General features: G+C 70.6%; 20 protein-coding genes. 10 read left to right on the forward strand and 10 right to left on the reverse strand.

The features are described from left to right. Positions 1–8 precede the first annotated feature (8 nt). The 3 genes from EF918_RS11810 (at position 9) to EF918_RS11820 (ending at position 2,844) form a co-directional block, all read left to right on the forward strand. Positions 9–1,181, forward strand: coding sequence for a cystathionine gamma-lyase (locus tag EF918_RS11810; protein ID WP_125644571.1), 1,173 nt, complete (start codon positions 9–11; stop codon positions 1,179–1,181). A 183-nt stretch (positions 1,182–1,364) separates the two neighbouring features. After that, on the forward strand, positions 1,365–2,267 hold the full coding sequence (locus EF918_RS11815; protein WP_125644573.1) for a LysR family transcriptional regulator: 903 nt from the start codon (positions 1,365–1,367) through the stop codon (positions 2,265–2,267). A gap of 97 nt (positions 2,268–2,364) precedes the next feature. Next, on the forward strand, positions 2,365–2,844 hold the full coding sequence (locus EF918_RS11820) for an NUDIX domain-containing protein (protein WP_125644575.1): 480 nt from the start codon (positions 2,365–2,367) through the stop codon (positions 2,842–2,844). Between the two features lie 108 nt (positions 2,845–2,952). Here the strand turns inward: EF918_RS11820 and EF918_RS11825 are convergent, their stop codons facing one another. Continuing rightward, on the reverse strand, positions 2,953–4,140 hold the full coding sequence (locus EF918_RS11825) for a globin domain-containing protein (protein WP_125644577.1): 1,188 nt from the start codon (positions 4,138–4,140) through the stop codon (positions 2,953–2,955). A 141-nt stretch (positions 4,141–4,281) separates the two neighbouring features. Beyond that, the gene (locus EF918_RS11830; protein ID WP_125644579.1) at positions 4,282–4,932 is read right to left on the reverse strand and encodes an HAD family phosphatase; all 651 of its coding nucleotides are present in this window, start codon (positions 4,930–4,932) and stop codon (positions 4,282–4,284) included. 271 nt (positions 4,933–5,203) lie between these two features. On the opposite strand from EF918_RS11830, the gene EF918_RS11835 reads away from it, so the two are divergent. Together EF918_RS11835 and EF918_RS11840 are read left to right on the forward strand one after the other, a co-directional pair. Continuing rightward, on the forward strand, positions 5,204–6,112 hold the full coding sequence (locus EF918_RS11835; protein ID WP_125644581.1) for a GNAT family N-acetyltransferase: 909 nt from the start codon (positions 5,204–5,206) through the stop codon (positions 6,110–6,112). Positions 6,113–6,126: 14 nt separating this feature from the next. After that, positions 6,127–6,597, forward strand: coding sequence for a GNAT family N-acetyltransferase (locus EF918_RS11840; protein ID WP_125644583.1), 471 nt, complete (start codon positions 6,127–6,129; stop codon positions 6,595–6,597). 36 nt (positions 6,598–6,633) lie between these two features. Here EF918_RS11840 and EF918_RS11845 read toward each other — a convergent pair whose 3' ends face one another. Then, the gene (locus EF918_RS11845; protein WP_125644585.1) at positions 6,634–8,019 is read right to left on the reverse strand and encodes a serine hydrolase; all 1,386 of its coding nucleotides are present in this window, start codon (positions 8,017–8,019) and stop codon (positions 6,634–6,636) included. 10 nt (positions 8,020–8,029) lie between these two features. Then, on the reverse strand, positions 8,030–9,523 hold the full coding sequence (dnaB, locus tag EF918_RS11850) for a replicative DNA helicase (RefSeq protein WP_125644587.1): 1,494 nt from the start codon (positions 9,521–9,523) through the stop codon (positions 8,030–8,032). A gap of 435 nt (positions 9,524–9,958) precedes the next feature. Between dnaB and EF918_RS11855 the strand changes: the two genes are divergently transcribed. Then, positions 9,959–11,296 carry an MATE family efflux transporter gene (locus tag EF918_RS11855; protein ID WP_125644589.1) on the forward strand — a complete coding sequence of 446 codons (1,338 nt, stop codon included), beginning with the start codon at positions 9,959–9,961 and terminating at the stop codon, positions 11,294–11,296. A gap of 112 nt (positions 11,297–11,408) precedes the next feature. On the opposite strand, the gene rplI is transcribed toward EF918_RS11855, so the two are convergent. From rplI to rpsF, 4 genes are all read right to left on the reverse strand, one after another. Then, the gene (gene rplI, locus EF918_RS11860) at positions 11,409–11,855 is read right to left on the reverse strand and encodes a 50S ribosomal protein L9 (protein WP_125644591.1); all 447 of its coding nucleotides are present in this window, start codon (positions 11,853–11,855) and stop codon (positions 11,409–11,411) included. An 18-nt stretch (positions 11,856–11,873) separates the two neighbouring features. Next, on the reverse strand, positions 11,874–12,110 hold the full coding sequence (gene rpsR / locus EF918_RS11865; RefSeq protein ID WP_005315025.1) for a 30S ribosomal protein S18: 237 nt from the start codon (positions 12,108–12,110) through the stop codon (positions 11,874–11,876). Positions 12,111–12,153: 43 nt separating this feature from the next. After that, positions 12,154–12,732, reverse strand: coding sequence for a single-stranded DNA-binding protein (locus tag EF918_RS11870; RefSeq protein WP_125644593.1), 579 nt, complete (start codon positions 12,730–12,732; stop codon positions 12,154–12,156). Positions 12,733–12,806: 74 nt separating this feature from the next. Beyond that, positions 12,807–13,097: a 30S ribosomal protein S6 gene (rpsF, locus tag EF918_RS11875; RefSeq protein ID WP_003956532.1), complete on the reverse strand. Its 291-nt coding sequence runs from the start codon at positions 13,095–13,097 to the stop codon at positions 12,807–12,809. A 247-nt stretch (positions 13,098–13,344) separates the two neighbouring features. Here rpsF and EF918_RS11880 point away from each other — a divergent pair, with 247 nt between their 5' ends. The 3 genes from EF918_RS11880 to EF918_RS11890 all read left to right on the forward strand — a co-directional run bounded on the left by EF918_RS11880 (position 13,345) and on the right by EF918_RS11890 (position 15,968). Further along, positions 13,345–13,659 (forward strand): hypothetical protein, encoded by a 315-nt coding sequence (locus EF918_RS11880; protein WP_125644595.1) that lies wholly within the window; start codon positions 13,345–13,347, stop codon positions 13,657–13,659. A gap of 107 nt (positions 13,660–13,766) precedes the next feature. After that, on the forward strand, positions 13,767–14,885 hold the full coding sequence (locus tag EF918_RS11885) for a peptidoglycan bridge formation glycyltransferase FemA/FemB family protein (protein WP_125644597.1): 1,119 nt from the start codon (positions 13,767–13,769) through the stop codon (positions 14,883–14,885). Between the two features lie 51 nt (positions 14,886–14,936). Beyond that, positions 14,937–15,968 carry an alanine racemase gene (locus EF918_RS11890; protein WP_125644599.1) on the forward strand — a complete coding sequence of 344 codons (1,032 nt, stop codon included), beginning with the start codon at positions 14,937–14,939 and terminating at the stop codon, positions 15,966–15,968. Positions 15,969–15,978: 10 nt separating this feature from the next. On the opposite strand, the gene EF918_RS11895 is transcribed toward EF918_RS11890, so the two are convergent. Together EF918_RS11895 and EF918_RS11900 are read right to left on the reverse strand one after the other, a co-directional pair. Further along, positions 15,979–17,448, reverse strand: coding sequence for a glycosyltransferase family 87 protein (locus EF918_RS11895; protein WP_125644601.1), 1,470 nt, complete (start codon positions 17,446–17,448; stop codon positions 15,979–15,981). Between the two features lie 90 nt (positions 17,449–17,538). After that, positions 17,539–20,100: a transglycosylase domain-containing protein gene (locus tag EF918_RS11900; RefSeq protein WP_125644603.1), complete on the reverse strand. Its 2,562-nt coding sequence runs from the start codon at positions 20,098–20,100 to the stop codon at positions 17,539–17,541. Positions 20,101–20,375: 275 nt separating this feature from the next. Between EF918_RS11900 and EF918_RS11905 the strand changes: the two genes are divergently transcribed. Next, a complete protein-coding gene (locus EF918_RS11905; protein ID WP_125644605.1) occupies positions 20,376–20,978 on the forward strand; it encodes a PadR family transcriptional regulator in 603 nt (200 codons plus the stop codon). The last annotated feature ends 23 nt before the right edge of the window (positions 20,979–21,001 follow it).

The following is a 21,001-nucleotide window of genomic DNA, read 5'->3' on the forward strand; positions in this document are numbered from 1 at the left end:
GGGAAGGGGTGGTTCGTTCTTCACGGGCTCGGGCAGCCCGGCCCCCGTCCCCGTCCGCCTCCCTCGGCGACGGCACCCGCGCCGTACGGGCCGGGCTGCCCGAGCCCGTGAAGAACGAACCACCCCTTCCCGGACCGGTCTTCGCCGCCCACTTCCACCTCCCCGGCGAGGTCGAGGGACCGTACACCTACGGCCGCGACACCAACCCGACCTGGACCCTGCTGGAGCGGGCGATCGCCGAACTGGAGGCGCCCGGCGACGAGTCCGCCGAGACGGTCGTCCTCGCCTCCGGGATGGCCGCGGTCTCCGCCGTCCTGCTGTCGCAGACCCGGGCCGGGGACACCGTGGTCCTGCCCGACGACGGTTACCAGGCCCTGCCGCTGGTCCGGGCGCAGCTGGAGGCGTACGGGGTCGAGGTCCGCACGGCCCCCACCGCGGACGACGCCCAGCTCGGCGTCCTCGACGGGGCCCGGCTGCTGTGGATCGAGACGCCGTCCAACCCGGGCCTCGACGTGTGCGACGTACGGCGCCTGGCCGAGGCCGCGCACGCCGCCGGCGCCCTGGTCGCCGTCGACAACACCCTGGCCACCCCGCTCGGCCAGCGGCCGCTGGAGCTGGGGGCGGACTTCTCCGTGGCCAGCGGGACCAAGGGCCTCACCGGGCACGGTGATCTGCTGCTCGGCCATGTCACCTGCCGCGATCCACGGCTCGCGGCGGGGATCCGGCAGTGGCGCAAGGTCGTCGGGGCGATCCCCGGGCCCATGGAGGCCTGGCTCGCCCACCGTTCCCTGGCCACGCTCCAGCTGCGCACGCATCGGCAGTGGGACAACGCGCTGGCCGTGGCCGAGGCGCTGGCCGGCCGCCCGGAGGTCACCGGACTGCGCTACCCGGGGCTGCCCGGCGATCCCGCCCACCGCACGGCCGCCCGGCAGATGCGGGGCTACGGCTCGGTGGTCTCCTTCGCCCTGCCCGGCCGGGCGTACGCCGAGCGGTTCCTGGCCGCTCTGGAACTGGTCGAGGACGCCACGAGCTTCGGTGGAGTACGGTCCACCGCCGAGCGGCGCGGGCGGTGGGGAGGCGATGCGGTCGCGGAGGGATTCGTCCGGTTCTCCGCCGGCGCCGAGGACACCGTGGACCTCGTCGCCGATGTGCTCAGGGCGCTGGACCTCGCCGCGACGTAGCAGGCGGGAGCGGTCCGAGCCTCCCCCCTCGTGGCTCGGACCGCCGCGGGTCCCCACGCGGAATTCCGCGCGCGAAGAACCACGCGGACAAGGCTAGTTGACTCTCTGTCAGAGTCCAATCACGGTAGCGACAGGGACCTATCGACTTATTTATAGTTGAAGGTCTCATGGAGAGGGGCAGCCATGGACCTGGCCCTGCTGCGCACCTTCGTCGCGGTGCACCGGGCCGGCTCTTTCACGAGGGCCGCGGCCCTGCTCGGGCTGTCCCAGCCCGCCGTGACCTCACAGATCCGCACCCTGGAACGGCAGCTGGGCCGCCCCCTGTTCCACCGCCGGGCCCGGGGGGTCACGCCCACCGCCGTCGGCGACGAACTCGCCCACAAGGCCGCCCCGCACCTGGACGCCCTGCTGGCCCTCACCGAGGCCGAGGACGACCCCGCCGGCGGCTCCCACGCCCGCACCCTGCACGTCGCGGGGCCGCCCGAATTCCTGGGGCTGCGCGTCCTGCCCGCGCTCGCCCCGCTGGTCGGTCAGGGCCAGGGGTTGCGGGTCACCGAGGTCACCGGCGCCCAGGAGGTGCTGGACGGCCTCGCCGCGGGCCACCACGACCTGGTCGTCACCACCGCCCGGCCGCGCGGAGGGCTGTTCGCCGCGACGGCGCTGTGCGACGAGGAGCACGTGCTGCTGGCCGCGCCCTACTGGGCCGCGCTGGTCGACCCCGGCGTGCTCGGGGCGAAGGGCCCGGCCGCGCTGGACGGCATTCCGCTGGTGGACGTGCACGAGTCGCTGCCCCTGGTCGGCCGGTACTGGAGCGCCGTCTTCGACGCCTCGCCGACGGCCGCCGCCACCGTGGTCGTGCCCGATCTGCGGGCCGTCCTGGAATGCGTACGGGCCGGGGCCGGGCTCGCCGTACTGCCCCGCTACCTGTGCCAGGAGGCCCTGGACCGCGGGCAGGTGGTGGCCCTGCTGGAGCCCCCGGTGCCGCCGCTGCGCACCTGGTTCCTCGTCGTACGGACCGGGGAGCTCGCGCTCGCCCACCTCGGACGGGCCCATGACCGGCTGCTGCGGGCCGCCGACCGGTGGTGAGCCGGGGCGCGCTGCGGGGGGCCGTACCCCGGCCGGGCGGGGGTTCCTGTGGTGGGCGGGGCGTTTCAGACAGGAGTTCCTGGGCCACTCTTCTCCCATGACCGAACGTCCCGTGGTCAAACGCACCGCCCGCGCGATCCTGCTCGACGGCGGCGACCTGATCCTCATCAAGCGCACCAAGCCCGGTGTCGACCCGTACTGGCTCACGCCCGGCGGCGGCGTGGAGCCCAGCGACGCCACCGTGGTCGAGGCCCTGCACCGCGAACTCCACGAAGAGCTCGGCGCGAAGATCACCGATGTGGTGCCCTGCTTCGTCGACACCGTCGAGCACATCGCCGACGGCGGGGTGCGGGGGGTGAAGGTGCAGCACTTCTTCGTGTGCCGGCTCGTCTCGATGGACCCCAGCCTGCGGCACGGGCCCGAGGTCGAGCAGCCCGAGGGCGAGTACGAGATCGTCCGGGTGCCCTTCAGCCGGGTGGGTATCGCCGCGGTCCACCTCGTCCCGCTGTCCCTGCGGCACTACCTGGACGGCAACATCGAGGGCGTCCGCGCGATGCACGCGCCCGACCTGGGCTGATCCGGCGGGGTCGGGGCAGGGCGGCGGGGCCGGGGCGGCGGGCCCCAGGGGCCGGGGTCGCAGGAGGCGGCGGCCAGGGGCGGCGCGGGGCGGCCTGTGGCGCCCTGGTCAGCCGGCCACGCCCGCCAGTTCCTCCAGCGCGTCGTGGCGAATCCGTTCTCCTGGAATCCCGATCCGCTTGAGCGCGTCCACCCCGCTGCGGATCATCGCGGGCGGTCCCGAGATGAAGGCGTCGTAGGAGTTCCACGGTCCGTGCTCGCCGACGGCCTGCGGAAGCTGGCCGGCGAGGCCGTCGCCCACCACGGGGCGCACCGACAGCCAGGGGTGCGAGCGCTGGAGTCCGAGCAGGGTGTCCTTGTCGTAGAGGTCGCTGTCGCTGCGCGCCCCGAAGAAGACCTCCACCGGCCGGCGTTCCCCGTGCTCGGCCACGTCCTCGATCAGTGCCTTGATGGGCGCGATGCCGGTGCCTCCGGCCAGGCACAGCATCCCGTTGTCGGTGGAGTGGTCCACCACCATGGAGCCGGCCGGGGGGCCCAGCCGCAGGACGTCCCCGGGGCGGGCGTGCCGGACCAGCGCATTGGAGACCCAGCCCGCGGGCACGGCCTTGACGTGGAAGGACAGCAGCCCGTCCGGGCGGGGGGCCGAGGCGAAGGAGTAGTGCCGCCACACCCGTGGCCACCACGGGGTCTCCAGGCTGGCGTACTGGCCCGCGAGGAAGGGGTACGGCTGGTCGGGGCGGACGGTCAGCACCGCGATGTCCGGGGTGCGCAGGTCGTGCGAGACCACCTCGGCCTGCCACCAGGGCGGGGACTTCAGCTCGTCCTCGGCCGCCGCGTCGATCATGATCTGGGAGATCGAGGTGTACGCCCGGACCCAGGCGGCCTCGGCCTCGGGTCCCCAGGAGTGCTCGGCGTACCGGGTCAACGCGTTGATCAGCGCCTCGCCGACCGCCGGGTAGTGCTGGGGCAGGGTGCCGTACTTGCGGTGTCCGGTCCCCAGCCGGCGCAGGTACGGGACGAGGGTGTCGGGGTCGTCGATGTGCTCGGCAGCCGTCAGCAGGGCCTTGAGCAGTCGGTCACGCTGGACGTCCATGGCGACGGGGAACATCGCCCGCAGCTCGGGATGGCCTGTGAAGACCAGGGCGTAGAAGTACGAGGTGACCTTGTCGGCGACGGGGCCGATCTCGGTGAGGGTGCGGCGGATGAGCACGGCATCGGGGGAGGGTTCGATCGCCTTGCCCGCGGTGGATATCCGGGCCACCTTCCGTCTGGCCGAACTGGTGGGCGGAGCGTCCATGCGGTGCCTCGCTTCGAGGATCTCGGTCGGTCTGCACACGCCACGGTCTCGAATCCGTGGTCCCGGGCTTCGCAATATGCCAGGTACGCAGGCCGCTTGCGGGCAATTGCGAGAAATCCGAGCCGTGAACCCCCTTTCCTCTTAAGATGCCTCGACCGAGGGCCGGGAATCCCCGACCAGCCGATATGCCTCGCGCAGATCGCGTCCCTCGTAGACATGGGTGGCCAGGGCCGCGATGTGCGGTCGCGCATTGACCGCCACGGACACCGGGACGGCGGCGAACAGTGCGGCGTCCGTCATCGAGTCGCCGTACGCGACGCAGTCGGCCCGGGTGACCCCGAAGCGCTCGCACAGCCGGTCGGCGACCACGACCTTGCCCTCGGGCGTCAGGATCCCCGTCACGTCCACGGGTCGGGTGAAGGGGACCTCGGGGAAGAGCGAACCGTGGGCGGCGTGCACACCCCACTCCAGCAGCATTTCCACGAAGAAGGACGGGGACAGCGAGATCACCGCGCAGTAGTCCCCGCGGTCACGGATCTCCTGCCAGACCTCACGGATGCCGGTCAGCCAGGGCGCCCCGTCGAACGCGGACCGTACCTGCGCCGAGGACAGCCCGGACCAGAGCGCATGCAGCCCGACCGCGAACTCGGGTGGCCCGATCTCGCGGGCGCTGAAGGCCCGCTCCAGCTCGGCGATCTCGGCATCGAGCCCGAGCTGGCGCGAAATCTCCACCGGGGCCGCCGAGCCGTGCATCAGCGTTCCGTCGAGATCGAACAGGTGCAGGAGGGTCATGGGGGTGAGGCTAACCGGTCGTCATTCCCTTGCGGCACTCCCGGCGATGCCGAGCGGCGGGGAATGCGTGTTTCACGTGAAACAACGCGGGCGTTCGCCCGGGAACACAGAACGGGCTACGAGGAACAACGACTGTTTCACGTCAGCATCGGCCTGTTTCGCGTCAGCTTCGGTCCATGTTTCACGTGAAACGTGGACCGAGTCGAGGCCGCCCCAAACCTGCGGCCCAAAACCCCTGGACGCCCCCCGGCCATTGATCCACTCTGGCCCGGTGACTTCACCTCAGCTCACCGCCCCGACGATCCGCCGGCTCACCCTTGAGGATCTCGCGCGCTGCGCCGACCTCTCCGACGACCGCGGCTGGCCCCGCGAGGAGCACAAGTGGGGACTGCTCCTGAGCGCCGGCACGGGATACGGCGTCGACGCCCCCGACGGACACGGGCTCGCCGCCGCCTGCGTGGTCACCTCGTACGGCGCCTCGGTCACCGCTCCGGAGCTCGCCGCCGTCGGCATGGTCCTCGTCGCCGAGCGCTACGCCCGCCAGGGCCTGGGCCGCCGGCTGATGACCCATGTCTGCGACAACGTGCTCCAGGGCGTCCCCCTCACCCTCCATGCCACGCCCTTCGGGCAGCCGCTCTACGAGGACCTCGGCTTCCAGGTCGTCGGCCGGACCGAGATGCTCACCGGCCCCTTCTCGCTCGACATCGCCGCAGAACCTGGCGCAGGCCCCGCCGCGACCCCCGCCCGGTCGACCGTCCGCCCGGCGACCGCGGAGGACCTCCCCCGCATCCTGGCCCTGGACGCCGAGGTGTTCGGCACCGACCGCACCCATGTCCTCACCAGGCTGCCGGCCTTCTCGGACCTCTTCCTCGTGGCCGAGGACACCACGGGCCGGCTCACCGGCTACACGGCGGCGTGGCCCAATATGCAGACCCATGTGATCGGCCCGCTGATCGCCGAGGACACCGCCACCGCCCAGGCACTGGTCGGCGCCCTCGCGGCCCGCACCGACCGGCCGCTGCGCACCGACATCGACGTACGCCACCACGAGCTGATCGACTGGCTCAAGGCGCACGGGATGCAGTCGGTCGCGTTCAATGCCGTCATGACCCGTTCCGTACCCGACCTGCCCGGTGACCGGACCCGCCGCTGGGCCCCGCTCACCGTGGCCGCCGGCTGAGAAAGGACCCCCGCATGCCCGGCACCCCCGCTACCGACGGACTCACGATCCGGCCCGCCGTGGAGACGGACCTGCCCGCCATCGTCGCGATGCTGGCCGACGACCCGCTCGGCGCCACCCGTGAGTCGCCCGACGACCTCACCCCGTACGTCGAGGCCTTCAAGGACCTGTGCGGCGACCCTCACCAGCAGCTGGTCGTCGCGGTCCGCGACGAACGGGTCGTCGGCACCCTTCAGCTGACCTTCCTGCCCGGCCTGTCCCGCAGGGGCGCCACCCGCGCCCTCGTCGAAGGGGTGCGGGTCCATGCCGACGAACGCGGCAGCGGCCTGGGCACGGTGCTGCTGGAATGGGCCATCGATACCGCCCGCCGCGCCGACTGCCGACTCATCCAGCTCACCTCCGACGCCACCCGTACCGATGCCCACCGCTTCTACGAGCGGCTCGGCTTCGAGGCCTCCCACGTCGGGTTCAAGCTCGCGCTCTGACACCGCCGGCGGGGCCGGGCAGGCCCCGCCGGAGTCTCAGCCGATACCGCGCCAGCCCTGCGGGTCGACACCGCCGGGCACGGGCGCGTCCTGGTCGTAGGGCTCGCGCGTGAACACGAACGAGGCCAGGTCCAGATGGCTCACGCTGCCGTCGGCCCTGCGCACCGCCCGCAGGGTCTCCCCCGCGTAGTAGCCCGTCAGCCCGGTCCACGTGCCGTCCGCGGCCGGTGCGAACCGCGAGGTGCGGCCCTGCGCGGCCACCGGGCCCAGTTCCAGCATGCCGTCGGCACGCAGCTTCACCAGGTGCGGCGCCGTGCCCCAGTACCAGGGCCCCGCCAGCTCCACCGCCACCGGATCGGCCTCCCGGAACGGTCGCCAGGGGTCGGGGATCCGCGGCTCCGCGTCCGCGACGATCCCCACCAGATCCATGGCCAGCGCCGACGCCGCCACCCCCGAGGTGCAGTTGGCCAGCACCACCGCCGCGACGTCATCGGCCTCGCTCAGCCACAGCCCCGCCACGAACCCCGGCAGCGACCCGCTGTGCCCGGCCAGCAGCCGGTCCCCCGCCCGTGCCAGTTGCAGGCCCAGCCCGTACCCGGCCTCGGCGAGCCCCGGCTCGGGCGGGGAGGCCGCCGTGCGCATCTCCCGGACCGAGTCCGCGCTCAGCACCCGCTCGTCGCCCCCGGCCAGGAACAGCGCGAACCGGGCCAGGTCGCGGGTGGTCGACCAGAGCTGGCCGGCCGGTGCCATCAGTCCGAGGTCCTCGGCGGGCTCCGGCATCATCACGTCGGCCCACGGGTGCACCGCCCAGCCGCCCGCGTGCGGCGCCGACGGCTGTGCGGTGGTCCGGTCCAGGCCCAGCGGGCCGAGGACCTCCTCCTGGAGCACCTCCGCCCACGGCCGCCCGCGGACCGCCTCGACCAGCGAACCCAGAAGGGTGTAACCGGGGTTGGAGTAGTGGTGGCGCCGGCCGGGGGCGTGCCGGAACGGCTCCGGCCCCAGGACGTCCGCCAGCTCGGGCCGTAGTGCGGCCGGGCTGCGCTCCCACCACGCGCCGGGGGTCTCGGCGGCCAGGCCGCCGGAGTGCGCCAGGAGCTGGGCGACGGTCACGTCGCCGGCGGCCGTGCCGGGCAGGTGCTTCTCCAGCGCGTCCCCGAGGTCGAGCAGGCCCTCGTCGCGCAGGCGCATCACCAGGACCGCGGTGAAGGTCTTGCTGATCGATCCGATCCGGTACTGCACGTCGCCGTCCGGGGCGTGGTCGCCGATCATCGACCGGGCACCCTCCCAGACGATCTCCCCGCCCCGGGCGACGGCCGCCACCAGGGACGGCGCGCGCCCCTCGGCCTGGGCCACGGCGATCCGGTGGAGCAGGGCGCGCCGGGTGGCGGGGAGCAGGGCCAGATCTGCGGGTGCGTCAGTCATGGCCGAGATGCTACGTGTTGGCCATGTCCACGAAGCGCGAGTAGTGGCCCTGGAACGCGACGGTGATGGTGGCCGTGGGGCCGTTACGGTGCTTGGCGACGATCAGGTCCGCCTCACCGGCACGCGGGGACTCCTTCTCGTAGGCGTCCTCGCGGTGCAGCAGGATCACCATGTCGGCGTCCTGCTCGATGGAACCCGACTCACGCAGGTCGGAGACCATCGGCTTCTTGTCGGTGCGCTGCTCGGGGCCACGGTTCAGCTGCGACAGCGCGATCACCGGGACCTCCAGCTCCTTGGCGAGCAGCTTGAGGTTTCGCGACATGTCGGAGACCTCCTGCTGACGGCTCTCGGGACGGCGCGAGCCACCCGACTGCATCAGCTGGAGGTAGTCGATGACGACGAGCTGGAGGTCGTTGCGCTGCTTCAGGCGGCGGCACTTGGCCCGGATCTCCATCATCGACAGGTTGGGGGAGTCGTCGATGTAGAGCGGGGCGGCGGAGACGTCCGGCATCCGGCGGGCCAGCCGGGTCCAGTCGTCGTCCGTCATGGTGCCGGAACGCATGTGGTGCAGGGCCACCCGGGCCTCGGCGGACAGCAGGCGCATCGCGATCTCGTTGCGCCCCATCTCGAGGGAGAAGATCACGCTCGGCAGGTTGCTCTTGATGGACGCCGCCCGGGCGAAGTCCAGCGCCAGCGTGGACTTACCCATGGCGGGACGGGCCGCGATGACGATCATCTGGCCGGGGTGCAGACCGTTGGTCAGGGAGTCCAGGTCGGTGAAGCCGGTCGGTACGCCCGACATCTGGCCGCTGCGCGAGCCGATGGCCTCGATCTCGTCGAGTGCGCCTTCCATGATGTCGCCGAGCGGGAGGTAGTCCTCGGAGGTCCGCTGCTCGGTGACGGCGTAGATCTCGGCCTGGGCGCTGTTGACGATCTCGTCGACGTCGCCGTCGGCCGCGTAGCCCATCTGTGTGATCTTCGTACCCGCCGCCACGAGGCGACGTAGCACGGCCCGCTCGTGGACGATCTCCGCGTAGTACGCGGCGTTCGCGGCGGTCGGCACCGACTGGACCAGCGTGTGCAGGTAGGAGGCGCCGCCGACCTTGTTGATCTCCCCGCGGCGGGTCAGCTCGGCGCCGACCGTAATGGGGTCGGCCGGCTCGCCCTTGGCGTACAGGTCGAGGATCGCCTGGAAGATCGTCTCGTGGGAGGGCCGGTAGAAGTCGTGGCCCTTGATCACCTCGACCACTTCGGCGATGGCGTCCTTGGAGAGCAGCATGCCGCCGAGCACCGACTGCTCCGCGCCCAGGTCCTGCGGGGGGACGCGCTCGAATCCGCCGCCCCCGCCACCGCTGCCGGAGTCGTCCCAAGAGCCCTCGCGGCCCCGCTCGTGCTGTTCCTCGCCCCGGCCGCGGCCTTCGGCCCGGCGCTGTCGGGTGACGGGCAGACGGTCACCCGGACCGCTGTCGGCCCAGGGGTCGTCCATGGGCTCGGAGATGCTCACCGGGCCGCCTCCTCCCGTCCGCAGCGCGGACCTCACCGTGCGACTCTTTCTACGACACGGCTCTGACAAATGGGACACCCGAAACGGCGTGTGGCGCATCGGGCAACGCACAACGGTAGGGCCGTCGGCGACGTCAGCCAATCTTGTTATCCACAGGCTGTGTGGATGAGATGTGGATGACCGGCCCAATGCTGTGGGTAACTCGGTCCGGCCTGTGCACGGACCGGGGGACGACGCTGTGGACAAAATCACCCGAGACCCTATGGCACCCACCCTGACCTGCACATTCTCCATCCACGGGCTGTGCAGGAGAAAAAACTTGGGACCTTCCCGAAGATCCTTTCCACAGAGCTGGAACGAACGCCCGAGTCGGGCCGCAAGTAAGAGTCCCAACAGCCTTGCGTCTATTACCTGTGGAAGATTAGATTCGAGCGCATGAGACAGGCATCCGCGCCCGCGAAGACGGCGTCGAGACAGCACGACCGCGAGATCCTCGCCCTCGCGGTCCCCGCGTTCGGGGCGCTCGTCGCCGAGCCCCTCTTCGTGATGGCCGACAGCGCCATCGTCGGACATCTCGGCACCCCCCAGCTCGCCGGTCTCGGCGTGGCGGCCGCGCTCCTGACGACGGCCGTGAGCGTCTTCGTCTTCCTCGCCTACGCCACCACCGCGGCCGTCTCCCGCCGGGTCGGCGCGGGCGACCTCCAGGCGGCCATCCGGCAGGGCATGGACGGCATCTGGCTGGCCCTGCTGCTCGGCGCCGGCGTCGTGGCCGTCGTCCTGCCCACCGCTCCCTGGCTGAGCTCGCTCCTGGGCGCCTCCGACACCGTCGCCCCCTACGCCGTCACCTATCTCCGCATCTCCGCCCTCGGCATTCCGGCCATGCTGGTGGTGCTGGCCGCCACCGGCGTCCTCCGGGGGCTCCAGGACACCCGTACACCGCTCTACGTGGCCGTCGGAGGCTTCGCCCTCAACACCGCCCTGAACATCGGCCTGGTCTACGGCGCCGGGCTGGGCATCGCCGGCTCCGCCTGGGGCACGGTCCTCGCCCAGTGCGCCATGGCCGGCGCCTACCTGGTCGTCGTGGTCCGCGGCGCCCGGGCCCACCGTGCCTCGCTGCGTCCCGACGCGGCCGGGATCCGGGCCTGCGCCCAGGCGGGTGCGCCGTTGCTGGTGCGGACCCTCTCCCTGCGCGCCGTCCTGATGATCGCCACCGCCGTGGCCGCCCGGCTCGGGGACGCCGACATCGCCGCGCACCAGATCCTGCTCTCCCTGTGGAGCCTGCTCGCCTTCGCCCTCGACGCCATCGCCATCGCCGGACAGGCCATCATCGGCCGCTATCTGGGGGCTGCGGACACCCAGGGCGCCAAGGCCGTGTGCCGGCGGATGGTGCAGTGGGGCATCGGCTCGGGCATCGTGCTGGGCCTGCTCGTGATCGTCACCCGGCCGCTGTTCATCCCGCTCTTCACCAGCGACCCGGCCGTCAAGGACGCCCTGCTCCCGGCACTCCTGGTGGTCGCGGTCTCCCAGCCGGTCTCCGGGATCGTGTTCGTCCTGGACGGGGTGCTGATGGGCGCCGGTGACGGTCCCTATCTGGCCCGCGCCATGCTGCTGACCCTCGCCGTGTTCGCCCCGGCCGCGCTGCTCGTCCCGGTGGTCGGCGGGGGGCTGACGACCCTGTGGTGGGCGATGACGCTGATGATGCTGGTCCGGATGGTCACCCTCCAGCTACGGGCCCGCTCGGGCGGCTGGCTGGTCACGGGCGCCACGCGCTAGGAGCGGTGTTTCACGTGAAACGAGCCGGGCTCGTTTCACGTGAAACACCGTGGAACACGGCGAAGGGCCGCACCCCGGAGGGTGCGGCCCTTCGCTTCGTTCAGCGCTGCACTCAGGCGGCGACGACCTCGACGCCCAGCTGCGCGACGACCTCGGCGTGCAGACGCACGGAGACCTGGTGCGCACCCAGGGTCTTGATCGGCGAGCCCAGCTCGACACGACGCTTGTCGACCTTCGGGCCACCCGCGGACTCGATCGCCGTGGCGACGTCGGCCTGGGTGACGGAGCCGAAGAGACGGCCGGCGTCGCCGGAGCGGACGGCCAGACGGACCTTCAGGCCCTCCAGCGAGGACTTGACCTCGTTGGCCTGCTCGATGGTCGCGATCTCGTGGATCTTGCGGGCGCGGCGGATCTGCGCCACGTCCTTCTCGCCACCCTTGGTCCAGCGGATCGCGAAACCGCGCGGGACCAGGTAGTTGCGAGCGTAGCCGTCCTTGACGTCGACGACGTCACCGGCGGTGCCGAGGCCGGACACCTCGTGGGTCAGGATGATCTTCATCAGTCGGTCACCCTTTCCTTAGCGCGCGGTGGACGTGTAGGGCAGCAGCGCCATCTCACGGCTGTTCTTCACGGCCGTGGCGACGTCACGCTGGTGCTGCGTGCAGTTGCCGGTGACGCGGCGGGCACGGATCTTGCCGCGGTCGGAAATGAACTTCCGCAGCATGTTCGTGTCCTTGTAGTCCACGTACGCGGTCTTGTCCTTGCAGAACGCGCAGACCTTCTTCTTAGGCTTGCGCACAGGCGGCTTCGCCATGGTGTTTCTCCTGTGTGATCAAGAAGTATGGGTACGGGCTGCCCTAGAAGGGCGGCTCGTCCGAGTAGCCGCCGCCGGAACCGCCGGAGTTTCCACCCCAGCCGCCACCGCCGCCCTGGCCGCCGCCGGCCGGCGCGCTGGACGCCCACGGGTCGTCGGAGGGAGCTCCGCCGCCCTGCGGGCCGCCGGAGTTTCCACCCCAGCTGCCACCGCCGCCGCCCTGCTGACCGCCGCCGTAGCCACCCTGACCACCCCGACCGGTGGTCTTGGTGACCTTCGCCGTGGCATTGCGCAGGCTGGGACCGACCTCGTCGACCTCCAGCTCGAAGACCGTGCGCTTGACACCCTCGCGGTCCTCGTAAGAGCGCTGGCGGAGCCGGCCCTGTACGACGACGCGCATACCGCGCTGGAGCGACTCGGCGACGTTCTCAGCCGCCTGCCGCCACACCGAGCAGGTCAGGAACAGGCTCTCGCCGTCCTTCCACTCGTTGGTCTGGCGGTCGAAGGTGCGGGGAGTGGACGCGACACGGAACTTCGCGACCGCCGCACCCGAGGGGGTGAAGCGCAGCTCGGGGTCGTCGACGAGATTGCCGACGACCGTGATGACGGTCTCGCCTGCCATGGATGAACCTCTCGGCGGGGATTGCTTCTGGCTGCTGTGCTACTCGAACCCGATTACCGCTGAACCGAAGGGGTTCAGTGGGTCTCGGGACGGAGGACCTTGGTCCGGAGGACCGACTCGTTCAGGTTCATCTGGCGGTCGAGCTCCTTGACGACCGCAGGCTCGGCCTGCAGGTCGATGACCGAGTAGATGCCCTCGGGCTTCTTCTTGATCTCGTAAGCGAGACGACGACGGCCCCAGGTGTCGACCTTCTCGACCTTTCCGTTGCCCTCACGGACGACGGAGAGGAAGTTCTCGATCAGGGGGGCGACAGCGCGCTCCTCCAGATCGGGGTCGAGGATGACCATCACCTCGTAGTGACGCATGTGGAACCCACCTCCTTTGGACTCAGCGGCCACGGTCGTTCCGTGGCAGGAGGGTCGTGATGCGTGTGCACGGTGTCTGAGCAGACACCTGTGCAGACCGTACACAGTACCTGGTCCCGTCCTTCCGGTTGAAATCCGGCAGCAGAGGGCCACAATCTGTACACATCGGGTGTGCGCGGTGCTATGCGGGCCGGACGAGGCCGGCAGTGCCCCGCGGCACGTCGTTCTCCGCCGGGAGGTACCCCTCATGGCACAGGCAATGCGTCCCCAGCCCGACATCTCACTGCTGGCGTCCGACGGCAAGGCCCATCCCGTCCAGGACGCCCTGCTCGCGGTGACCCTGGTCATGGGCGTCGTGTCGTTCGTCACGGCCTTCTTCTACAACCTCCACCTGCTGACGTCCTGGACCGGGCTGATCGGCATCGCCACCGGCCTCTACGGACAGTTCATCTCGGTGACCACGCGCGAGCGATTCGCCTTGATCATTGGGCTCGGGGCCGCCGGCTTCGGCTTCTACCTGGGGATGTCGCACGGCGGCCTGTTCGGCGGCCTGATCGGCTGACCGGGGCACCTCCCGGACAGGTCGCCCCCCGTCCCCCAGATGGGTGGCGGCCTTGTCGCAGTAGGCTTCGCGCCATACCCAGCGAAGCCGCCGGAGGAGCGCCCCGCATGAGCCTGTCCCTGAGGACCATCAGCCGAGAGCAGCATCTGGCTTATCTCCAGACCCTGCCCTCGGCGAGCCACTGCCAGGTCCCGGCATGGGCCGACGTCAAGAACGAGTGGCGGTCGGAGAACCTCGGCTGGTTCGACGGCAACGGTGAACTCGTCGGCGTCGCGCTCGTGCTGTACCGCCAGCTGCCCAAGGTGAAGCGGTACCTCGCGTACCTGCCCGAGGGCCCCGTCATCAACTGGTACGCCCCGAACCTGGAGGAGTGGCTCCAGCCGATGCTGGCCCACCTCAAGCACCAGGGTGCCTTCACGGTGAAGATGGGCCCGCCGGTCGTGATCCGCCGCTGGGACGCGGCGGCCATCAAGTCCGGCATCCAGGACCCCGAGGTCAAGCGCCTGCGGGACGTCCAGGCCACGCACATCGAGCCGCGTGCCTTCGAGGTGTCCGACAAGCTGCGCCGGATGGGCTGGCAGCAGGGCGAGGACGGCGGCGCCGGCTTCGGCGACGTCCAGCCGCGCTACGTCTTCCAGGTGCCGCTGGCCAACCGCTCGCTGGACGACGTCCTCAAGGGCTTCAACCAGCTGTGGCGCCGCAACATCAAGAAGGCGGAGAAGGCCGGCGTCGAGGTCGTCCAGGGCGGCTACGACGACCTGCCGGTGTGGCAGGAGCTCTACGAGGTCACGGCCGTGCGCGACAAGTTCCGCCCGCGCCCGCTCAGCTACTTCCAGCGCCAGTGGACGGCCCTCAACTCCGAGGACCCCAACCGCATGCGGCTGTACATCGCCAAGCACGAGGGCGAGCCGCTGGCCGCCGCCACGATGATCACCGTGGGCCAGCACGTCTGGTACTCCTACGGCGCCTCGGCCAACCACAAGCGCGAGGTCCGCCCGTCGAACGCGATGCAGTGGCGCATGCTCCGCGACGCCTATGCGCTCGGCGCGAGCGTGTACGACCTGCGCGGCATCAGCGACACCCTGGACGAGAACGACCACCTGTTCGGCCTCATCCAGTTCAAGGTCGGTACGGGCGGCGAGGCCGTCGAGTACGTCGGCGAGTGGGACTTCCCGCTCAACAAGCTGCTGCACAAGGCGCTGGACATCTACATGTCGCGCCGCTGATCACCTGATCCCCTCTTCCCCGCTGTAATCGAGAAAGGTGCTGGACGGGCCATGGCGCTCACGCTCTACGTCGACACCGCGCGCTGGCGTGCGCACCAGAAGCAGGTGCTGGACCAGTTCCCGGGCATGATCCCGGTCTGCAAGGGCAACGGCTACGGCTTCGGCCACGACCGGCTGGCGGAGGAGGCGACCCGGCTGGGCGCCGACATCCTGGCCGTGGGTACGACGTACGAGGCCGCGCGCATCAAGGACCTGTTCAGCGGCGACCTGCTGGTCCTCACCCCGTTCCGCCGGGGTGAGGAACCGGTTCCGCTGCCGGACCGGGTGATCCGCTCGGTGTCCTCGGTGGACGGCGTCCGGGCGCTGGTGGGCGTCCGGGTCGTCATCGAGGTGATGAGCTCGATGAAGCGGCACGGCGTCTCCGAGCAGGACCTCGGCCAGCTGGCCCTGGCGATCGAGGACGTCCGTCTGGAGGGCTTCGCCATCCACCTCCCGCTGGACCGCCCGGACGGCTCGGACGCCGTCGAGGAGGTCATCCAGTGGATGGACCGGCTGCGCGCGGCCCGGCTGCCGCTGCACACGATGTTCGTCAGCCACCTGCGGGCCGAGGACCTCGCCCGCCTGCAGCAGCAGTTCCCGCAGACCCGGTTCCGGGCCCGCATCGGCACCCGGCTGTGGCTGGGTGACCACGACGCGACGGAGTACCGCGGCTCGGTGCTCGACGTGACCCGTGTGGTCAAGGGAGACCGGTTCGGCTACCGCCAGCAGAAGGCCGCCTCCGACGGCTGGCTGGTCGTGGTCGCCGGCGGCACCTCGCACGGGGTGGGCCTGGAGGCGCCCAAGGCGCTGCACGGGGTCATGCCGCGGGCCAAGGGCGTGGCCCGCGCGGGCCTCGCGACGGTGAACCGGAACCTGTCGCCGTTCGTCTGGGCGGGCAAGCAGCGCTGGTTCGCCGAGCCGCCGCACATGCAGGTGTCGATCCTGTTCGTTCCTTCGGACGCCACCGAGCCGAAGGTCGGCGACGAGCTGGTGGCCCACCTGCGGCACACCACGACCCAGTTCGACCGCCTGGTCGACGCCTGAGTCACCGGCGTCAGGCCTTGGGCCCCACGCCCCACTCGACCCGCTGTCCCGGCGAGGGCGTCGCGTACTGCGGCGCCCTCGCGGGGCTTCCGGCGGTCCCCAGCGTGAACACGTCCGGGGCCCCGTCCAGGACGCCCCCCGAGGGATCGTCGGAGCCGTCCCGGCGGACGACGTCCCGCTCGGGCAGCAGGATGTCGCGGACGACGACCGCGCACAGGTAGAGCGTGCCGAGCAGGTGCGCGGCGATCGCGAGCTGGTAGCCCTCCACGGGCAGTCCCTGGTGCTTGTCCCCGCTGGTGGTGTAGGCGAGGTACAGCCAGATGCCCAGGAAGTACGCGACCTCGCAGGCCTGCCAGATCAGGAAGTCCCGCCAGCGGGGCCGGGCGAGCGCGGCCAGTGGGATCAGCCAGAGCACGTACTGCGGCGAGTAGACCTTGTTGGTCAGGATGAACACGGCCACGACCAGGAACGCCAGCTGCGCGAACCGGGGGCGGCGCGGGGCGGTCAGCGCCAGCAGGCCGATCCCGGCGCACAGCAGCAGCATGAGCAGGGTGGCGTAGGTGTTGGCGTTGTCCAGGGGCAGCCCGGTGCGCTGGGAGATGAGCAGCCAGACGGACCCGAAGTCGATGGGCCGCTCCTGGCTGAAGGTGTAGAACTTCGTCCAGCCCTCCCAGGCGCCGAGCATGACGGGCACGTTGACCAGCAGCCACGAGCCGGCCGCCCCCAGCGCGGCGGCGCCGAACGGCCGCCACTTGCCGGCCCGCCAGCACAGCACGAACAGCGGGCCCAGCAGCAGCACCGGGTAGAGCTTGGCGGCCGTGGCCAGCCCGATGAGGACGCCGGCGGCCACCGCGCGGCCCCGGGACCACAGGAGCATCCCGGCGGCGGTCAGGGCGATGGCCAGCAGGTCCCAGTTGATGGTCGCGGTCAGGGCGAAGGCGGGGGCCAGGGCGAACAGCAGCGCGTCCCAGGGGCGCCGGCGGTGGGTACGGGCGACGCACACGGCGATGACGGCCGCGCAGGCCATCAGCATGCCCGCGTTGACCATCCAGTAGATCTGCTCGCGGTGCTGCATGGACCCTCCGCCCGGCGTGAACCAGGAGGCGACCTGCATGAACAGACCCGTCAGGACGGGGTACTCCAGGTACTCCATGTCGCCCGGCAGCCGGTCGAAGTAGGGCGTGAGGTGATCGGCGAAGCCGCGGACCACGTACAGGTGCGGGATGTCGGAGTAGCAGGCGTGGGTGTACTGCGATCCGGCCCCGCGGAACCACGCCCAGTCGTAGCAGGGCAGTTTCTGCACCATGCCGAGCGCGAACATGCCGATCGCGACGAGCGCCACCACCCGGACCGGGTGCAGCCACTGCCCGCCCGCCCGTGCGAACCGGCCCCAGGGACCGCCGATCAGCTCACTGCCGGCCGCCGCGACCTCGTCGTGCCGGGTCGGATGTACCGGGTGGTCCTGGTGCACCTTCGTCATGCGCTCATCCTGCCGTACGGCGCTGTGAATGCGGTGAGGGCCGCCGCACCGTCGGTGCGACGGCCCTCAGGGCCTCGGAGGGGCTGCCGGTCAGCCCTGGCTGCCCCAGATGGTGCTGCCTCCCGGCCGTCCGGGCTTGCCGCCCCCGGTGGACTGGCTGGGCGAGGGCTCCCCGCTGGGGCCGCTGACGCCACCGTTGGTGGTGCCACTGGTGGTGCCGCCGTTGGTGGTGCCGCCCGAGGTGGTCGGGTCGCAGTACAGGTCCCACGGCTTGCAGGGCTTGCCGCCGCCCTTCGACGGCGACGGGCTCGGCGAGACCGACGCGCTCGGCGACGGGGAGACCGAGACGGACGGGGACGGGACGACCGACGGGGACGGGGTGGGGGCGCCGAGGGCGTCCGCGACGGTGCCGAGCTCCTCGGCCACCGGGAACCGCTTGACCGGCTGGCCCTGGAGGGCCGCCTTCATGTACTCCGTCCAGATCTCGGCGGGGATGTCACCACCGTGGATGGAGTCGACACCGCCCACGTTGTTCATGGACATGAGCTTCTTGTCCTGCGAGTTCGGGTCGGTGCGGAACAGCGTGACGGCGGTGGACAGCTCCGGGGTGTAGCCGACGAACCAGGCCGACTTGTTCTGGTCGGTGGTACCGGTCTTGCCGGCCGCCGGGCGGCCGAGCTTCTTGGCCTTGGTACCGGTGCCGTTCTGGACGACGTTCTCCAGGACCTTGGTGATGTTGTCGGCGACGGCGTTGTCCATGGCCTTCTGCGCCTTGGGCGCCTCGAAGCCGGAGACCTCCTCGCCGTCCTTGATGACCTTGGTGACCGAGAACGGCTCGCGGTGCGTGCCGGAGGCGGCGAACGTCGCGTAGGAGTCGGCCATGCGGATGGCGCTGGGGGTGGAGGTGCCGAGCGCGAACGAGGCGTTGTTGCCCGGGTCCATCGAGTCCTTCAGGATGCCCGTGGACTCGGCGACCTTGCGGACCTTGTCGTGGCCGACGTCGAAGACGAGCTGGGCGAACGGCGTGTTGATGGACTTCTCCATCGCCTCGGTGAGGGTCACGTAGCCGTACTGGGTGGGGCTCTCGTTCTTCTGCTTGAACGGCTTGCCCGTGTTGTCGCGCAGCGGGGTGCCGGAGCGGTCGGTGATGACGGTCAGGTCGTTGCCGTTGTACTTGCTGTTGGGCGACAGGGGCTGGCCCTTGGAGTTCTGGGTGCCGTACTCCATCGCCGCGGCCAGCACGTACGGCTTCCAGGTCGAGCCGACCGGGACACCGATGGTGTTGGCGTTGTTGCTGAAGTACTTCTTGTCCCAGCCCGGGCCGCCGTACAGGGCGACGATCGCCCCGGTCTTGACGTCGACGGAGGCAGCGCCGAACTGCACGAACGTGTCGTACTCGGGTCGCTTCTTCTCGTCGAGGAAGTCGTTGCGGATCTCCTCCACGGCCTTGGTCATCGCGTCGACCTTGGGCTTCTGGAAGGTGGTGTAGATCCGGTACCCGCCGCGGGCCATCTGCTCGGGCGTGAGGTTCTTGGTCTTCATGACGTACTGCTTGGCCGTCTCGACCAGGTAGCCCGTCTGGCCGCCCAGGTTACGGGCCTGCTCCGGGTCGATGCGCTGCGGGAAGTCCTTGTACTGGGCCCGCTCGGCGGCGGTCATCCGGCCGACCTCGACCTCCCGGTCCAGCACCCAGGCCCACCGCTTCATGACGCGGTCGGTGTTGGCCTGGGGGGTGGCGGCGCTGCCGATACCGCCGTCGGGGTTGTACAGGTTGGGGCCTTTGAGCAGCGAGGCGAGGAAGGCGCTCTCGGAGGGGTTGAGGTCCTTGCAGTCCTTGCCGAAGTACGCCCGGGAGGCCGCCTGGATGCCGTAGGCGTCCCGGCCGTAGTAGGCGGTGTTGAGGTAGCCGGCGAGGATCGTCGGCTTCTCCTCGGTCATGCCGAGCTTTATCGAGATGAACAGCTCCGAGACCTTGCGCTTGAGCGTCTGCTCGGAGTCCAGGAAGGTGTTCTTCACGTACTGCTGGGTGATGGTGGAGCCACCCTGGGTCGAGCCGCCCTTGGCCATGTTGACCACGGCACGGGCGATGCCCATGGGGTCGACGCCCTTGTCGGTCTCGAAGGACTCGTTCTCGGCAGCGATCACCGCGTTCTGCATCGACTTCGGGATCTGGTCGATGGGGACGATCTGCCGGTTGGTGCTGCCACCGGTGGCGGCCATCTGCTCACCGTCGGCCCAGTAGAAGACGTTGTTCTGGGCCTGCGCGGCCAGGTGCGGGTCCGGCGTGCCGACCATCGCGATGCCGATGCCCGCTCCGGCCGTGAGGACCGCGAAGAAGCCCAGGGTGGTTCCGCCGACGAGCTTCCACGACGGCACGAAGCGCTGCCAGCCGTCCTTGTCCGCGCGCGGATAGTTGATCAGCCGCTTCTTGCCCGGTGCGGCGGCGCCGCGGGCTCCGCTACCGCGCCGGTCGGCACGGCGTCCCTCGGCGCGGCCGGCCGGTTCCGGCCGGCTGTAGCCTCCGCTCGGGGATGCGGTGGGGACATCGCGTGCGGGCGTGGCGCCCCGTCCTGGGCGCTGCTGGGCGGCCCGGCGGGCCGCTGCGCGGCCGCCACTGGGCGGCTGCGGCGGTTTGCGGCGGTGCTCGCTCATGGAACGACTACTCCTCGGGCAGGCGCGGTGCCTGGCGGCTGCGACGGATTCCGGTTCCCCCCGGTGTCACGCGCACAGACTACGCACGGTCAAAACCCAACCTCTGCCGAAGTTCACCCCAAATCAGGCAACTTGCCTCGTACGAATTGGTGATGTGACACCGGTCACCACGTCTGACCTTGCTGGTCCTTGCAGCCCGTTCTATCGTCTGGATGTATCGAGTCGATACATCAGCTCGGCATAAAGGACTCTGAGGCGGAGGTGGAAGAGGGCGGATGAGCAGACGCTCGGGCATCCTCGAATTCGCCGTCCTCGGCCTGCTTCGCGAGTCCCCCATGCACGGGTACGAGCTGCGCAAGCGGCTCAACACCTCGCTGGGGGTGTTCCGGGCCTTCAGCTACGGAACGCTCTATCCCTGCCTCAAGACGCTGGTCGCCAACGGCTGGTTGATCGAAGAACCGGGCAGTGCCCCGGACGACGCCGTCGCCACTTCACTCTCAGGGCGGCGCGCCAAGATCGTCTACCGGTTGACGGCGGCAGGTAAGGAGCACTTCGAGGAGCTCCTGTCGCACACCGGCCCCGAGACCTGGGAGGACGAGTCCTTCGCCGCCCGCTTCGCCTTCTTCGGTCAGACCGAACGCGAGGTGCGGATGCGGGTGCTGGAGGGCCGCCGCACCCGGTTGGAGGAGCGCCTGGAGAAGATGCGTGCCTCGCTCGCACGCACCCGGGAGCGCCTCGACGACTACACGCTCGAGCTGCAGCGGCACGGGATGGAATCCGTGGAGCGCGAAGTGCGCTGGCTGAACGAGCTCATCGAGAGCGAGCGGGCCGGACGGGACCAGAGGCGTCCCGGTCCGCCCGATGAAACCGCAAAATGAGGCCCTGCATCTCGCAGGCCTCG

This window comes from Streptomyces sp. WAC06614 (genome assembly GCF_003949795.1).
Lineage (GTDB): Bacteria > Actinomycetota > Actinomycetes > Streptomycetales > Streptomycetaceae > Streptomyces.

Bases quoted from the DNA above. Each gene is read 5' to 3' on its own strand.
- EF918_RS11815 (WP_125644573.1), top strand. From the start codon at position 1,365: ATGGACCTGGCCCTGCTGCGCACCTTCGTCGCGGTGCACCGGGCCGGC.
- EF918_RS11820 (WP_125644575.1), top strand. From the start codon at position 2,365: ATGACCGAACGTCCCGTGGTCAAACGCACCGCCCGCGCGATCCTGCTC.
- EF918_RS11825 (WP_125644577.1), bottom strand. From the start codon at position 4,140: ATGGACGCTCCGCCCACCAGTTCGGCCAGACGGAAGGTGGCCCGGATA.
- EF918_RS11830 (WP_125644579.1), bottom strand. From the start codon at position 4,932: ATGACCCTCCTGCACCTGTTCGATCTCGACGGAACGCTGATGCACGGC.
- EF918_RS11840 (WP_125644583.1), top strand. From the start codon at position 6,127: ATGCCCGGCACCCCCGCTACCGACGGACTCACGATCCGGCCCGCCGTG.
- EF918_RS11845 (WP_125644585.1), bottom strand. From the start codon at position 8,019: ATGACTGACGCACCCGCAGATCTGGCCCTGCTCCCCGCCACCCGGCGC.
- EF918_RS11855 (WP_125644589.1), top strand. From the start codon at position 9,959: ATGAGACAGGCATCCGCGCCCGCGAAGACGGCGTCGAGACAGCACGAC.
- rplI (WP_125644591.1), bottom strand. From the start codon at position 11,855: ATGAAGATCATCCTGACCCACGAGGTGTCCGGCCTCGGCACCGCCGGT.
- rpsR (WP_005315025.1), bottom strand. From the start codon at position 12,110: ATGGCGAAGCCGCCTGTGCGCAAGCCTAAGAAGAAGGTCTGCGCGTTC.
- EF918_RS11870 (WP_125644593.1), bottom strand. From the start codon at position 12,732: ATGGCAGGCGAGACCGTCATCACGGTCGTCGGCAATCTCGTCGACGAC.
- rpsF (WP_003956532.1), bottom strand. From the start codon at position 13,097: ATGCGTCACTACGAGGTGATGGTCATCCTCGACCCCGATCTGGAGGAG.
- EF918_RS11880 (WP_125644595.1), top strand. From the start codon at position 13,345: ATGGCACAGGCAATGCGTCCCCAGCCCGACATCTCACTGCTGGCGTCC.
- EF918_RS11885 (WP_125644597.1), top strand. From the start codon at position 13,767: ATGAGCCTGTCCCTGAGGACCATCAGCCGAGAGCAGCATCTGGCTTAT.
- EF918_RS11890 (WP_125644599.1), top strand. From the start codon at position 14,937: ATGGCGCTCACGCTCTACGTCGACACCGCGCGCTGGCGTGCGCACCAG.
- EF918_RS11895 (WP_125644601.1), bottom strand. From the start codon at position 17,448: ATGACGAAGGTGCACCAGGACCACCCGGTACATCCGACCCGGCACGAC.
- EF918_RS11900 (WP_125644603.1), bottom strand. From the start codon at position 20,100: ATGAGCGAGCACCGCCGCAAACCGCCGCAGCCGCCCAGTGGCGGCCGC.
- EF918_RS11905 (WP_125644605.1), top strand. From the start codon at position 20,376: ATGAGCAGACGCTCGGGCATCCTCGAATTCGCCGTCCTCGGCCTGCTT.